Raw genomic sequence first — 15,434 nt, 5'->3', positions numbered from 1 at the left:
CAAAAATCAGAAACATTGTTTTATAGTAGATTATTTATATTTTATTTCGGTTTCCTTCTATCACTGGCAACGTTTAGTGTAAAAAGTAGTGGTGGGTTATAATTTACTTACTTTCGATTCACAAGATATTTTATTATTCAATTTTGCACACTGTTATTTTTTACGAAAATAAGTTTTATTTAAATCGTGCTCTATTTGTTGTTATTTCGTTTTCACCAAATTGTGTATCTAAATTTTCATATACAAAAGCAACAAAATAATTATCTGGAAAACTTGTAAATTTTAAGAGTTCTTTTTGCTTAGATTAAGATTTAAAATAGCAACCTCTTATATACTTCTTTAAAATTTCGTGCTCTGTTTTGTAGAAGATTATTGGTGCTTTAAAGTATTAAAAATTATGCAGCCTTTATTCAGGACGGTTAATGATTGTTAACAACAACCAATAACTATATAAAAAGTCAAAAGACCAAAGTCGAAAGGTAAAATTTTTTAAAAACAACCACCATTATCTATGGGAACTATAGCTACCCTTTTCTCCCGAAGCTTCGGGATCGATTTCGATTTCTATTGGTGCTTCCCTTTTTCCCAGCCGTGTTTGCCAAGGTATTGATCACCACTTTCTACAGCTCCATCTTCGATAGAAGTTCCCATGGAGTCATTCCATCTGTTGAGGTATCCAAACAATGAGATGACACCTAACATTTCAACTATTTCACCTTCGTCCCAGTGTTTGTAGAGACGCTCTTTAATTTCGGCATCTACATTGTTAGGCACTTGTGAGGCTTGTAAAGAAAAGTCTAAGGCAGCACGTTCTGCTTCACTAAAAGCAGGGTGTGTTCTGTATTCCCAGATGTTATCTAGTTGTTCTTGTTCTGCACCATAACGCTCTGCAGCTCTAATGGCATGGGCTTGACAATAACGACATCCTGTTGCGTTACTACTTACCCAAGCAATCATACGTTTTAATGCAGACGTTACGCGACCTTCGTTAGCCATTACTGCCTTGTTGAGGTTGATAAAAGCCCTGCTAATGGCAGGTCTGCGTTGCATAGTTAAAACACTGTTAGGGCAAAAGCCTAGTGTTTCATTAAAAAAATCTGCAAGTTCTCTGGTAGTTTCGTCGTGATCTGCTGATAAAGGAGTAACTAATGGCATATGTTGTGTTTCTGAAATGTTATACTATGTGGACGTAAAAATAGAAATAACTTTAGGCATATAAAACCATTCGTTATTTTATTCTTTACGAACCTATTTTTTGGGGTACTAAAATTTCCGAAGACCAAAAAAGAACTGCCATTTCTTGAATTTGCAGTCATTCCTTTAGATTACAAATTTTAAAAGGGTTTATTTTTGTATTTTTCAAAACTATGCGCTGGAACCTTACACCCAAACCCAATCAAGAAACCGTTACTCAATTATCTCAAGCTTTAGGAGTAGCGCCTCTTGTAGTCTCACTTTTGGTGCAGCGGGACATTACTACTTTTGAGGAAGCCAAACAATTTTTTAGACCTAGTTTAGACGAGTTACACGATCCCTTTTTAATGCGCGACATGGAAAAAGCTGTTGCTCGCATTGAGCAGGCCATTGCAAACGAGGAGAACATTATGGTCTATGGCGATTATGATGTAGACGGTACTACTAGTGTGGCCTTAATGAGCAGCTATTTAAAGAGCTATTATCCTAATATCACAACCTATATTCCAGACCGATATGCAGAAGGATACGGTGTTTCGTATCAAGGAATTGAGTATGCTTCAGATAATGATTTTACACTCATAATCGCTCTAGATTGTGGTATTAAAGCCATCGATAAAGTGGCCTATGCGAAAGAAAAAGGGGTTGACTTTGTGATTTGTGATCACCATAGACCGGGTGCAGAAATCCCGGAAGCTGTGGCAATTTTGGACCCTAAACGAGATGATTGTGAATATCCGTATAAGGAGTTGTGCGGCTGTGGAGTTGGCTTTAAATTGATACAAGCCTTGGCAAGTAGACGCGGTCAAACCATAGACGATTTATTGCTGTATTTAGACCTTGTCGCCACCGCTATTGGTGCCGATATTGTGCCTATTACAGGAGAAAATAGAGTGTTAGCCTATTATGGTCTGAAGGTTATTAATAGCAATCCCAGAGTTGGGTATCAAGCCATTTTAAAGCAAGTAAAGAAAAGCACTCTCACCATTACCGACGTAGTGTTTATTATTGCGCCCCGCATAAATGCCGCTGGGAGAATGAAACACGGCAATCATGCGGTTACCTTGCTTGTAGAAAACGACCTTCAAAAAGCAGCAACGTGGGCTACCGAAATTGAGCAGTTTAACCAAGACAGAAGAGATGCAGACAAACGTATTACGCAAGAAGCCTTAGCTCAAATTCAAGAGGCGAAGGAAGAAGACAATATGACTACAGTGGTCTATCAAGAAGACTGGCATAAAGGCGTGATTGGTATAGTAGCGTCTAGATTAACAGAGACCTATTATCGTCCTACCCTTGTGTTTACAAAGAGTGGCGAGAAACTAGCAGCATCTGCACGTTCTGTCACAGGCTTTGATGTCTATAATGCCTTAGAAGGCTGTTCTCAATACATTGAGCAGTTTGGAGGGCATAAATATGCTGCGGGGCTGACTTTATTAGAAGAAAATTATAAAGGCTTTAAAGCGCAGTTTGAAAAAGTAGTTTCGGAAACTATTGATCCAAAAATGTTACAACCCGAACTCACCGTAGCTATGGAATTAGATTTAGCAGACATAACGCCAAAATTTTATAGAATTTTAAAACAATTTGCGCCTTTTGGACCTGGTAATAGACAACCCGTGTTTATGACACAAAATCTAAAAGACACAGGCTATGGAAAATGCGTAGGCGAAGACAAAACCCATTTACGCGTTACGGTCACACAAGGGACTGGCAATACCTTCGTGGGTATTGGTTTTGGATTGGGGGACAAAAAAAATATAGCCTGTAGCAAACAACCTTTTAAAGCTGCCTATGTGATTGATGAAAACGAATGGCAAGGCACCGTGAATTTACAACTTCGGTTAAAAGATGTTAAAGTGTGATTTCTTTATTTAGAATAAATCTAAATAGTGTATTTTTGAGAAAATTTACACCATGCAAGAGGTTGAGGTTATCTACAAAAATGATTTTGGAATGGGATTTTTCTGGAAGAAAGAAGAAGGACCTATTACAAATAAAGTTCAAGTAATTTTTAGAGACACGGGGTTCTATCTCACTCTAGCTCAAATACAAACATTTGTAGCCTGTCTAGAAAAAGCCAAAACTGCTTAAAAATGTAGCTCTTGTACATCGGCTAGCTGTTGCAGGTCTATTTTATTAAAAACACCTTCTCCAGATATAGATTTGGCAATAAATAAAGAAGAACTTGTAGCCATAGATGATTTATTGCAAGGTCTTTTGTTTCAGCTCTCTTTAAGAGATTATCTTAAAAATACTTCTCTAAACTAGTAGCGTGTTCTTTAGCTTTTTACTGAAATTTTAAATGCCGTCATTTTGTTAGTCCTAAACAAAAGGCTACTTTTAACAGCATAAACACTTCTTTATGAAAGCGATTATTAGTTTCTTATTATTCTGTATTCTTGGAGTCATTGGTTACAACACCTACAGTAACTGGAAACGGTTTAACCCGCCGAGTTATGAGTATGTTGCAGCTCAAGAAATTGATGCTAATCATCCAGATAAGGCTTTATTGCTGCAATACCATCAGGCAATAGCGCAGGTAAATGGCTATGTCATTAGCCAGCACACTACCAACGATATTGATGTTAGAAACCCAGAAGATGACGATAAAACGACCCTTGCTGCTGTCGCGACTTACAACGATTTATTAGGAGCGGTTCATTTTTATGAAGCTCAATTAAAAGCTCCTATAGCAACAGAAATCCCTGTGAGCGAAACAGAAAAAAAGAACCAATTACTTCGTGCGATGTTCGACGCCAACCCTCAAGTCAATAGCTTTAAAATTGGACAAAAAAGCGCCTTGATTTATGAAGTTCAAAAATTGCTAAACCAAAAGGGAGATTCCATCAAGGTAGATGGGGTGTATAATATAGAAACAAGAGGCGCTCTCACTGCTTTTGAAAGGAAACACGATCTCTTCCCAGATGGCAAATTAGATGCCATGACTTTAGATTATTTACTGAAGTAATTATTTTAAAAAGGCTCTAATAATAGCCACAATTTCCAAGGGTTTTTCTTCTTGGATAAAATGCTTTGCATCTAAGATGTGTACATGTTCTTCGGAAATGCTAAGGTCTTGAAGTACTTTTTGTTGTTGAGGCTCCCAGCGTAAAAACTCATCTTCGGCGCCCCAAATTACAGTAGCAGGAAGGTTGGCGTTTTGTAATATTTCAGAATAATTAGGCAAGGCATTACAGGTTTGCGTAAAGAAATAATACATCCCTCTAGTTTTCCCTTCTTTTAAAGGAGTTTTATAGCCTTCAATATCTTTTTTGTTTAGTGTGTTTTCTTTCATTCCCGACTTGAAAAGTCCTTTTAACATCATGTTGGTGGTCAACCCATTTCGATAGCCCCACATAGCCGTTTTTGCCATAAAACCTTCTTCAAATCGTATAGGGGGATCAAAGCCTTCTTCGTAAATAATAGTATTTAAAACAACCAATTTCTCTATTTTGTTGGGAGCTTGTTCCATAGTTTCCCAGGTCCATAAGCCTCCTGCATCATGCATCACATGGGTCCATTTTTTTATACCCAAATGGTCTAATAATGCTAGCAGTCTTTTAGCGTGATTGGCTTCATTATATACATCGTATCCTTCTGGAGAATCACTATTTCCAAAGCCTAACATATCGGGAACAATTACTCTGTTGGTTTTTGAGAGTTCTGCTATCATGTTTCTGTATAACCAACCAGAAGTAGGAATGCCGTGTAACAATACAATAACATCTCCCTTACCTTGATCTATATACTTGATGGTGCCGTCTTGGCTATCAAAATCTTGCTGCTGGTTTCTGAAGTCTGTGTAGCTCATTTGGTCTGGTTTTACAGTAGAGGACTGGTAGGGTTTGCATGCACAAAAACTCCCAATAACAAATAGTAGGGTGATGAGTTGTTTCATAAATGGTGGTCTAGGTATCCAGTTAGACGTTAGCAGCTTCGAATTCTTTCAATTCAAATGTATTCCCATCAAAAACGCCAAAGGTGTATTGGCTAATCCAATCTCCAAGATTGTAGTAGGTACTGTTAGGGCCAACGTTTATGGTCATTGGTAAATGACGGTGACCAAACACGAAAAAATCATAATGTTTGGTTTCTAGTTTTCGTTTCGCGTATTGCGCTAACCACTCATTCTCTTCTCCTAAAAAAGTTTTGTCATCATCACCAGAAATCAATTTGTTTTTTACCGATAAATACTGCGCGAGACGCATGCCTAATTCTGGGTGAAACCATCTAAAGAGCCAATTAAAAATAGGATTGGCAAACACTTTTTTCATGCGTTTATACCCCTTATCACCAGGGCCTTTCCCGTCGCCATGTCCCAGTAGAAAAACCTTGTCATTAAAGATAAATTCTTTGACGTCTCTATAGGTAGTTATATTGAGTTCTTTTTCGAAATAGTCTTTCATCCACAGGTCGTGATTTCCCACAAAAAAGTGGATTGGGATGCCACTATCGCTAATTTCGGCGAGTTTTCCTAAGACACGTACAAAGCCTTTAGGAACTACGGTTTTGTATTCAAACCAAAAATCGAACAAATCTCCTAATAAAAAAATAGCAGCAGCATCTTCTTTTGCCATGTCGAGCCACCGTACAAATTTTTGTTCTCTAGGAAGACTCTCGGCAGCAGTAGGTGCGCCTAAGTGGTTATCACTAGAAAAGTATATTTTTTTTCCTGGAGGGATTTGCATGATGTAAAGATAGCTGTAAAATTAGAAAATCTCACCCTGAGCTTGTCGAAGGGTTTTGCGAGATGTGCTTCGACAAGCTCAGCATGACAAATAATGTTTAATTATCGCTAGCATACCACTCTGCAAAACTAGTGGCAGTTTCTTGTAATTTTAATGAATGCAGCTGTATGTTTTGCGGTAGACGTTGTTGTATTTTTTGTGCAAAATCAATCACCATCATTTCGCTGGTTGGCTGGTAGTCTACTAAGAGCACACTATGTCCGCGGTCGCTTAATTCTTTGGCCAACTCTACGTGCGGCGTGTTTTTATTGAAAACAGTAGCGTGATCAAATACGTCCACAATGTCTTCTTTTACAATTTTTTTGAGATCGCTAAAATCGATCACCATTCCAAATTTTACATGCGATGTATCATCGATAGGGGTTCCAATAACGGTGACAGAGAGTTTGTAACTATGTCCGTGTACATTGCGACATTTACCGTCATATCCATAGAGGGCGTGACCGGTTTCAAAAGAAAATTGTTTGGTGATGCGAATCTTGCTCATAATGTGCCCGCGAAGGCGGTATCTTTTTCCCGAAGTATTCAGTTACTATTTTAGTATGATTTTCGGAGTATTAAAGCACAAAGATACAATTACTTATTTTTATTTTTTTGGCGTTTTTCCATGTGTTTAAAATAGCGGTAGCTTTTGTATTTTCGGTACACTACAATTACCACTACAAAGAGGGCTAAAATCATGAAGCCGCTTTGGCCGTTGAGATAGTTAAAAATTTCCATAGTCTGGGTTAAGTCATCTTAGACGAAATCTTAGAAAAGCCTTACGAGTTTTGGGGTTATTAAAATTTCAGAATGTAAAAGTACTATTAAATTCTACTTGGTATACTATACTTTTAAAATTGGTATCGTTAATGTAACTCGAGTGCCTTTTGGAGTTCCATCTTCGTTTGTTAAGTCTTTATAAACAACACCGATCTTTTGTTGTTTACCATGATTTAAAAGCTCAAGCCTGTTTGAAGTTGCTTTTGTAGCAAAAGATTTATGTGTGTTTGATTTGTTTAATTTTTTTTCTGCAGAAGCTGCGCGACCTATTCCATTGTCTTCTACAATACATTGAATTGTATTTTTGTCTTTTATGTTAAAATGTATCACTAGTTTTCTGTCGGTAGGAAGATGTAACAACCCATGTTTTAATGCATTCTCTGCATAGGGTTGTATGAGCATGGTAGGAATAAAAACAGATTCAGTACTTATATCCTTTGAAACAATAATTGTATAGCTTAACTTTTCTTCAAACCGAAGTGTTTCTAGTTCTAAATACATTTTTAGGCTACTTACTTCGTCTTCTATTGAAATACCGCCAGCATCACTATAATGAAGGTATTTACGCATAAGATCAGCAAATTTACCCAAGTATTCACTTGCTAGATTTTTTTGATTTAAGATGATGTATTCTTGGATACTATTTAGGGCGTTAAATATAAAGTGAGGATTCATTTGAGCTTTCAATGCCTTAAGTTCGCTGTCTCTATATTGTTTTTCAAGCGCGAGTCGCTTTTGGGTTTCTTGAAGTTCTAAGGTGATTATTTCTGCCTTTTTTCGTTGTTTTAAATTTCCGAAGAAAAATAAGGATGTTAATAAAATGAGTGTACCAATAATAGCAGTACCAATAAAATAATATCTATTGCGTTCTTCTCTTATTTCTGCTTTTTCTTTGTCTGCTTGAATTTTTGCAGTATCAAATTTTGTTTGAGCATCGGCAATTAATTTTCTTTTTTCGATGCCAAAAATAGAATCTTTTATTTTAATGAATTGTCTGTTAATTTCAATAGCTTTTTTATCTTGCTTTGTTATAGAATAGGCTACATAGAGGTGTTGACTAATTCGCATATTGTAGACAAGATTTCCAGCCTGTTTATACTTTTCTAGGGCCTTTTCATACAGTGGAATGGATGCTAAATGATCTCCAATAATAGATTTAGAAGTTGCAAGAGAATAATAACCATACCCCTCATTTCCGATCTGTCCTTGGGCATTAAATACTGCGATAGCTTCTCGGGCATATTGCATTGCTTTTTCATGATTTGCTAGCATGTCGTATTTTAAGCTTTCAATTTTAAAAAAACGAGCTAGACGTGTATTTACAAGCGCAACACCTGTTTTGTTTCCAATGCTTGTAAATAGTTTTTTTGCTTTTGTTAAATGAGATCTTGCTTGTTTGTAGGTGTCATCTTTGTTTAGGTTCATGTACACATTTCCTAGATTGAAGTATAACTCTGCCAACTGAAATGTATTTTTTGTTGCATCTGTTTTGCTAATGGCTTTTTTGAGATCATTGATTGCTTTCAAAAAATTGTCGTTTTCACGGTCAATTTCAGCTTGTAAGATGGTCGCGTTTCTTAGATGATAAACATCGTTACTTTCTTCTAAAAAAGGAATGGCTAGCAACAACTTTTCAGTAGCAGTGGTATAGATTCCTTCTAACAATTTATTGCGTGCTTGTGCTAATAAAAGCCTTCCTTTAAATTTTGAATTTTTTAATTTTGAGGCGAGTTGTTCTGCTTCTTCAAAAAGCATAATATTGTCTTTTAGGTTGCGCACTTCATTGTATCGCGTAGCATCTAGCAGTAATTGCAAGCGTAAGGTATCTTGCTTTTTATAGCTAGTAAGTTTTGGAGAAAGGATATCCCAATTAGAGGATTGCCCAAAACATAGCGAAGTAAAAAAGCATACTAGTATACAGATATAATTACGCATTATTGGTCTTAGTGATTAGTAGGTAGTGAATGTACAAAAATTAGTGTTTTAAATGGTAAAAACCCCACCTGTGTTAAAGATGGGGCAAAGGTTAGTTAGCTGTATTTTTATTTAAAGATGGTCTGTAGTTCCACAATATTGGCCCGACTTTTTTGTTTCTAGACAACGGTCTTCACATTCCCAGTCTTCGGTTTTAATGTTGTATTGTCTGCCAATTACTTGCTCTGGATCTTCAAATTCAATTAGTGTCTTAAAAACACGCCCAGTTGGAGTTTCTTCAAATTCTGTAATAAGTATTTGAACATCTACTGCTGGTGATGCGTCATCTTCTAAGGGTTCTATAGTAACTAAGACATCATTCACAGCTGTGTTTTCTGGCCCATCTACAGGAATAGTAATTCCAAACGCTTGTAAGTCTGTTATAAAATTTAGCGTTGGTGTGCCAAAGGTAGTTTCGGGTGGAGGCACTCTCCCTTCGAGACCTGTTATTCTAAACTCTGCATAGTCTAGTTCTTCTCCATTAGTATCTGTAAAAGACACTTCTGCTAGATACTCCATATCCACCACATTACTTGACTCCACAAAAGCAAGGTTAGGCACTTTAAAAACACGTCTGTTTTCAGTTTCTCTAATGAGTTCTAGGTCAAAGTTTTCTGGATCTGCCTCACTTCCGCCATCATTTGGAGTAAGTGTTACATTAACATTTGCAACTTCTCCAGATAAACTTCCTGTAGCGGCCATTTTGAAGGTAAAGGTTTCTTCATCGTTATTTATTTTTAACGTAGGAGTAGTCATGTTAATCATGTCATTATCTTGAACCGTCATATAAAAAACTTCTGGTTCCTCAATAATTTCTCCTTGGGCATTTTTTTGAACAATTAACGCATCTAAAGATTGTCCTATTGGGTCTTCTCCTTCAAAATTTAGTCGATTATGAACAAATCTAATATATCCATTCGCATTGGTGTTTTTAGGCAATAATGTAATTGTTGCTGGATTTGGTATTACTCCATTTTGTTCAGACAAAGTAACTTCAATAGAAGCAACCTCATTTTCTGAATTACCGTCCGAATTATTTTCTACAACCAAAACGGTTCTATAACCAGTTGTTGGCTTTTTTTTAATTTTACCTCTTCTTATAAAGGCACGATTGTTTTGGATCGAAGTACTTATGGTTAAATTAGCATCATCTTGTATTATGGTAGTTTCCTGCTCACAAGAGAAAAATAAAAAAGTAAGGGATATACATAATAATTTTAATGGTTTCATTAGTGTTTGGTTTTAATGGTTTAAGAAGAGCAAACATATATTTAGACTTTGGTAGCCAATACTAAAAACTTCTAAAAGGATGTTTTTAACTTCTGAAATAACAGTTCTTTATTATATTGCATTTTGTTGGTATATAGCAACATATGAAGAATTAGTATAAGGCCTTAGAGAGTTTAATAAAGGGGAGGTTTTGGTCTTTAGAAGTTCAAAATGAAATTTCGGAAGATAATAGTTTCTCTAGCTGCTATATTTGAATATTTTTGGTAATCGCTATATACTTTCTAGAATGAGAAACCTCCAACGTAAACTTCTTTGTGCTTTTTTTTTCATCACTACATTGCTTAATGCACAGCAAAAAAAGGCATTAGCAGATAGTATCCTCGTAAAGAAAATAGATAGTTTTTCTGAGGTATTTATAAAGCACTTATCTCTAGATCTAGAAGCTGCAGAAGCAGAAGCTCAAAAAATGCTAGATTTTTCAAACAGTCATAATTATGAGAAAGGAGTAGGAATCTCATATGGCAATTTTGGTGGTGTTAATTCTTACATGGGAAAACAAGGAAAAGCAATTGCATATTTTGTAAAATCTGCAGAGATCTTCGATAGGATTGATAACAAAAGAAATGCGGCGATTACAAACATGAACATAGGAAATTTATTTGTAGATCAGGAACAATATGATGAAGCAAAAAGGTATTATGAGAAAGCCCATGAATATGCCTTAACTGAAGACAAAGAGAATTTACCAACAACCTACATGGGCTTAGCCCTAATAGCTCTTGAAACGAATAAGAGTCTTGAAGAAATACGCACTACATTAAAAAAGGCCGAAGCAGTTGCCATTGAGATAAAAGACACCCTTGTTTTGTCTAATATCTTACGCTTACAAGGAAAAGCACATATAGAAAGGAATGTAGACCTTCCTTATGCAATTTCGAGAATTAACAGTGCTATTAAGCTTAATAATATGAACTCGCCAAACAATCACTTTGCGCTTGGAAATTCTTACTTATACCTAGGAAAGGCCCATTGGAAAATGGGAAATTACAATAAAGCGTTGTCTTATAACGACTCATCTTTAGTACACTATAAGGCTCTTGACTATTATAAAGGGTTGAGGTTAACCTATAAGAATAGAAAAGAAATACTAGCAAGTCAAGGGAATTATAAAGATGCTTTTGAAACATATCGCTTATACAGTAAACACAACGATTCTACATTTCAAAAACAAAGAGCTAATCAAGTGGCCCGCATGAAAATTGAGTATGAAACCGATCAAGCAATTGCTCAAAAAGAAACAGCAGAGGCAACAGCTGCGCTAGCCCGAGAAAAAAGCAATCGTAATCGTAATTTTTTAATTGCAGCAATCGTTATATCTGCACTTATTTTAGTAAGCTCTTTGCTGTATTTAAGTAGCATTAAAACAAAGAAGAAATCAGAAATAATCACCTTAGAACTTAAAGAAACTCAAAAACGCCTGGCTTTAGAAAAACAATATCGTGATAGCGAACTAAAAGCACTAAAAGCGCAAATGAATCCTCATTTTATTTTTAATGCTCTTAACAGTATACAAGAGTATATCATACTCAATAAAAAAAATCTTGCTGGAGATTACCTAGGTAAATTTGCAGATTTAATGCGTAAATATTTAAAACATAGCGACGCAGGAACACTCACAATTCAAGATGAAATAGAAAGCTTAGAAATGTACTTAGATCTTGAGGCACTTCGTTTTGAGGACACCTTTACCTACAGTTTTAATGTCTCAGATAAAATTAACACAGAGCAGCTATCAATACCAACCATGTTAATACAACCTTATGTTGAAAACGCTTTAAAGCATGGACTGTTACATAAAAAAACGGATAGAAAGTTATGGATTAACTTCGAAAAAGGAGAAGAAAAGACGATCCTTTGTACTATAGAAGACAATGGAATAGGAAGGGTTAGGTCTAGAGAAATAAAAGAACAAAATAAAAACTTACATGTTTCTTTTGCCACAAAGGCTACCGAAAATAGATTGTATCTTTTAAATTATAAAAAGAGTCAAAAAATTGGAGTTGAAACCACAGATTTGCTTGAAGAAGACGGAAGTGTAAAAGGTACCCGAGTTGTTTTAAACATACCAACAGTTTTAAAATAAAAAATCAATATGAAAGCAATAATTATAGACGACGAACCTAAGGCGCGTACTTTACTACGTATTTTAGTGCAAGAAAACTGTCCGAAAATTACACAAATATTTGAAGCTGGTGATCTTTTAAGCGGCGTTGCTATTATTAAGGAAGAAGAACCTAGTATTGTGTTTTTAGATATTGAAATGCCTGAACATTCAGGCTTAGAGATTTTAAACTTCATAGAGAAAGATGTGGTAAATTTTGAGATTATTTTCACCACAGCGTATAGCGAATACGCTATTCAAGCTTTTCAACTATCTGCTATAGACTATCTATTAAAACCAATTCGCCCTAACCAAGTAAAAAAAGCTGTAGATAAGGCGATAGAATTTTTAAGTAAAAGTCGCATAAATAGCAAGCTTGAAGAATTGAAACAGAGCCTTTCAAATAATAATTTTGAAAAAATTGGACTGCCTGTTAATGACGGAATTAAGTTTGTAAACTTCAAAGACATTATCATGCTTACAGCTGATGGAATGTATACCAATATAACAACTACAGAAGATAAAAACCTTTGCATTAGTAAGCCGTTAAAACATTTTGTTGAAATTTTACAAAACATCTCTGTGTTTTACAGACCCCATAGATCCCATCTTATCAATTTGAAACACATTAAAAAGTATGTAAAAAGTGATGGCGGATATATTGTTATGGATAATGATAAAACGGTATCTATTTCTAAAGAAAAACGCGAAGAGTTTTTACAAATAGTAAGTAACATTTAGTATTACAATAGCACTTTCAGCAATTTATATCGATGTTTCAGCAATTAGCAGGTTTGTTAGATGTCAAAGCCCATTAGTTTAGCGCTATGAATTCTAAACCAATTACACAATGAAAAAAATAGCAGCAGTTTTAATCGTCGTTTTATGTTCAGCTTTTAGTGCACCTTCTAGTGTTCTTGAAATAAGAGCAACTGATGTAGAAATAAATGTCCCAATAGCAAGCATCAAACTTATAAATGATACTGGTAAAAAAGTGAGTATTCATACAGGCAGTGGTTTTGTAAGTCTTACTAAAGGTGGAAGCACAAGCATTACTTGTAATACTGGCAAAGAAGTACGATGGGCAAATAGCGGAAAAAAGGGAGATGTAATTTTTAAAATTAGTAGTGAGCATTGTGGTAAAACCTTAAAACTATCGAAACTATAATATGTAGATACAAAGACATAGTTAATGATGGGGTTGTGTATAAACGTTTGGTTTTTACTGAGGAGATGAAATCATCGATACAATCCTAAATTTAAAATCGGGCTTCATTTTTAGTCCGATTTTTTTATTTAATAAGGAACTTCCCTAGTTAAATAGTAGTAATACTCGTTACCAAATATGTAGGTAGCGGGTTTTTTGTTTTAAAACAGACGACAACCCACTAAAATTTCCGAAGAAATATCTAAAATGATCGTACACTAAACCAAAACACCATTTTACGCATTGAAATGTAGTGTTAGCGCAATCTGAATGTATACCTTGAATTAAACCCTTAGTTTTGCCAAAAACAAAAACATGAAAAATTTAATAGTTCTTGCGTTCCTTTTCTGTACCGCAAGTGTTTTGAGCCAAACAGAAGTGGACTCGCAAATTAATAACGTAAAAGTCTTTAAACGAAATGCACAAGTATCGAGAGCTGCTGTTTTTAATGCAACAACGGGCACACAAGAAGTCGTCCTCACTGGGATTTCAACACATATGGTGCCATCGAGTTTACAAGTGCAATTTAAAGATAGCAATGCAGTATTGTTGTCTGCGAAGTATGAAAATAATTACCTAAAATCAACAGCAGTTAACAAAAGAGCTGACGAACTGCAACAACAATTAGAAACCATTACAGAGGAGCTAGCTGTTCTGGAAGATAGAAAAAACAGCTTGAAGGGTATGGAAGAAATTCTTCAAAAAAATCAAGATTTAGGAACAGGGAATGCGAGTTTTACACCGCAACAAGTCATTGAATTGAGTAATGTCTATGAAGCTAAATTTCTAGAAGTGCGTAAAAATCTAAGAGCAGTAGCCAAAGAACAAAAACCATTACAGGAAGAAATTTCAAAATTGCAAAAACAATTAAAAGAAGTAAATGCAAAGTTCAATAAGCCCTCAGGAAATATCATCCTTAAAGTGGCCACAACTGCTTCAAAACCGATCGCTTTAAAATGCAAGTACATTGTAAATAATGCTGGATGGAATCCAATCTATGATCTACGTTCTGATGGAATTTTAGAAAATGTTCAGCTCAATTATAAAGCGAATATTTATCAAAATACAGGTGTAATCTGGGAAAATATCGACATTGCAGTATCTACTGGAAATCCATCTCAAAATAACAACAGGCCTATTTTAAGTCCGTTATATGCTAATATATATCAATCTAGGAATTACGGCTATGCAGATGATGCACTAGAAGAGGTTGCTGTAGCCAGTAATATGGCGTTGGAAAGAAAATCAGCTGGCGCGCCAGTTCAAGGTTCACAAATTTCAGAAAACCAATTGCGTGTTGATTTTGATATTACAAGCAAGCAAACCATTGCTAGCGATGGGAAAGAAAATCTAGTAGCTTTAAAATCGTATGATTTACCAACAACCTATATATATCATACAGTGCCAAAATTAAACAAGGGAGCCTTTTTACTCGCTAAAATTAAAGACTGGAGTAATTACAATTTAGTTGCAGGAAATGCCAATATCTTTTTTGAAGGTGGTTTTGTAGGGACGTCCTATATTAATCCTCAAGTTACTTCAGATGAGTTATTAATTTCTATGGGATTAGACACGAGCATTGTGGTGGAGCGAACGCCTATTTCAGATTTTAAATCTTCTAAATTTATAGGAACCAATAAAAAAGAAAAAATAGGTTATGAGTTGGTGGTGAAAAACAAAAAATCGATTCCTATTAAAATTGAAATATTAGACCAAGTTCCAGTATCTCAAAACAAGGACATAGAGATTACATTAGATGAAAAAGGAAGTGCTGAGTATTCTAAAGATATTGGAAAACTACTTTGGACCCTAGATGTGGGGGCAAGACAAAGCCAAAAAGAAACGTTTAGTTATACTGTAAAGTATCCAAAAAGTAGTACTATTTCGGGCATTAAGTAATAGAAAGAACGTATTTTGAAAAGCCCGTTGCCTTGTTTGTTTAGGCAATGGGTTTTTTGTTTTAAAACAGAAGACAACCCCATAAAATTTCCGCTCACGTGTCGCAGAAGCTGTAGCGAAGGCACAAGAAAAGAATAGTGTAAAACCTATCAATAACTCAATTTTAAGTAAAATTTCCACTAGATACCAAAAAGAAACGTATTTTTACCGTCCTATTATAGGTTTACATACTAAAAACAAAGGTTTTAAGTTACTA

13 protein-coding genes are annotated in these 15,434 nt (G+C 35.3%); 7 read left to right on the top strand and 6 right to left on the bottom strand.

Annotated elements, in window-relative coordinates; translation table 11 throughout:
- Positions 1-564 precede the first annotated feature (564 nt).
- The gene (locus tag ACY2RS_RS05185; protein ID WP_490097559.1) at positions 565-1,155 is read right to left on the bottom strand and encodes a carboxymuconolactone decarboxylase family protein; all 591 of its coding nucleotides are present in this window, start codon (positions 1,153-1,155) and stop codon (positions 565-567) included.
- 212 nt (positions 1,156-1,367) lie between these two features.
- On the opposite strand from ACY2RS_RS05185, the gene recJ reads away from it, so the two are divergent.
- From recJ to ACY2RS_RS05170, 3 genes are all read left to right on the top strand, one after another.
- Positions 1,368-3,059 carry a single-stranded-DNA-specific exonuclease RecJ gene (recJ, locus tag ACY2RS_RS05180; protein WP_490097558.1) on the top strand — a complete coding sequence of 564 codons (1,692 nt, stop codon included), beginning with the start codon at positions 1,368-1,370 and terminating at the stop codon, positions 3,057-3,059.
- Positions 3,060-3,111: 52 nt separating this feature from the next.
- Positions 3,112-3,288 (top strand): hypothetical protein, encoded by a 177-nt coding sequence (locus tag ACY2RS_RS05175; protein WP_490097557.1) that lies wholly within the window; start codon positions 3,112-3,114, stop codon positions 3,286-3,288.
- Positions 3,289-3,559: 271 nt separating this feature from the next.
- On the top strand, positions 3,560-4,165 hold the full coding sequence (locus ACY2RS_RS05170; RefSeq protein ID WP_490097556.1) for a peptidoglycan-binding domain-containing protein: 606 nt from the start codon (positions 3,560-3,562) through the stop codon (positions 4,163-4,165).
- Here the strand turns inward: ACY2RS_RS05170 and ACY2RS_RS05165 are convergent, their stop codons facing one another.
- The 5 genes from ACY2RS_RS05165 to ACY2RS_RS05145 all read right to left on the bottom strand — a co-directional run bounded on the left by ACY2RS_RS05165 (position 4,166) and on the right by ACY2RS_RS05145 (position 9,911).
- Positions 4,166-5,095 (bottom strand): alpha/beta fold hydrolase, encoded by a 930-nt coding sequence (locus tag ACY2RS_RS05165; protein WP_490097555.1) that lies wholly within the window; start codon positions 5,093-5,095, stop codon positions 4,166-4,168.
- 22 nt (positions 5,096-5,117) lie between these two features.
- Positions 5,118-5,885, bottom strand: coding sequence for a UDP-2,3-diacylglucosamine diphosphatase (locus ACY2RS_RS05160; RefSeq protein WP_490097554.1), 768 nt, complete (start codon positions 5,883-5,885; stop codon positions 5,118-5,120).
- A 97-nt stretch (positions 5,886-5,982) separates the two neighbouring features.
- A complete protein-coding gene (locus ACY2RS_RS05155) occupies positions 5,983-6,432 on the bottom strand; it encodes a 6-pyruvoyl trahydropterin synthase family protein (RefSeq protein WP_490097553.1) in 450 nt (149 codons plus the stop codon).
- A gap of 338 nt (positions 6,433-6,770) precedes the next feature.
- Positions 6,771-8,642 carry a tetratricopeptide repeat-containing sensor histidine kinase gene (locus tag ACY2RS_RS05150; RefSeq protein ID WP_490097552.1) on the bottom strand — a complete coding sequence of 624 codons (1,872 nt, stop codon included), beginning with the start codon at positions 8,640-8,642 and terminating at the stop codon, positions 6,771-6,773.
- A 111-nt stretch (positions 8,643-8,753) separates the two neighbouring features.
- Positions 8,754-9,911 (bottom strand): hypothetical protein, encoded by a 1,158-nt coding sequence (locus tag ACY2RS_RS05145; RefSeq protein WP_490097551.1) that lies wholly within the window; start codon positions 9,909-9,911, stop codon positions 8,754-8,756.
- A gap of 286 nt (positions 9,912-10,197) precedes the next feature.
- Between ACY2RS_RS05145 and ACY2RS_RS05140 the strand changes: the two genes are divergently transcribed.
- The 4 genes from ACY2RS_RS05140 (at position 10,198) to ACY2RS_RS05125 (ending at position 15,178) form a co-directional block, all read left to right on the top strand.
- The gene (locus tag ACY2RS_RS05140) at positions 10,198-12,054 is read left to right on the top strand and encodes a tetratricopeptide repeat-containing sensor histidine kinase (protein WP_490097550.1); all 1,857 of its coding nucleotides are present in this window, start codon (positions 10,198-10,200) and stop codon (positions 12,052-12,054) included.
- A gap of 9 nt (positions 12,055-12,063) precedes the next feature.
- On the top strand, positions 12,064-12,813 hold the full coding sequence (locus ACY2RS_RS05135; RefSeq protein WP_490097549.1) for a LytR/AlgR family response regulator transcription factor: 750 nt from the start codon (positions 12,064-12,066) through the stop codon (positions 12,811-12,813).
- 109 nt (positions 12,814-12,922) lie between these two features.
- Entirely contained in the window at positions 12,923-13,240 is a 318-nt protein-coding gene (locus tag ACY2RS_RS05130) for a hypothetical protein (protein ID WP_490097548.1), read from the top strand.
- 354 nt (positions 13,241-13,594) lie between these two features.
- Positions 13,595-15,178: a mucoidy inhibitor MuiA family protein gene (locus tag ACY2RS_RS05125; RefSeq protein WP_490097547.1), complete on the top strand. Its 1,584-nt coding sequence runs from the start codon at positions 13,595-13,597 to the stop codon at positions 15,176-15,178.
- Positions 15,179-15,434 lie beyond the last annotated feature (256 nt).

The organism is Patiriisocius sp. 208BN25-11, assembly GCF_058147145.1.
This window is presented reverse-complemented; position numbering and strand designations above follow the sequence as displayed.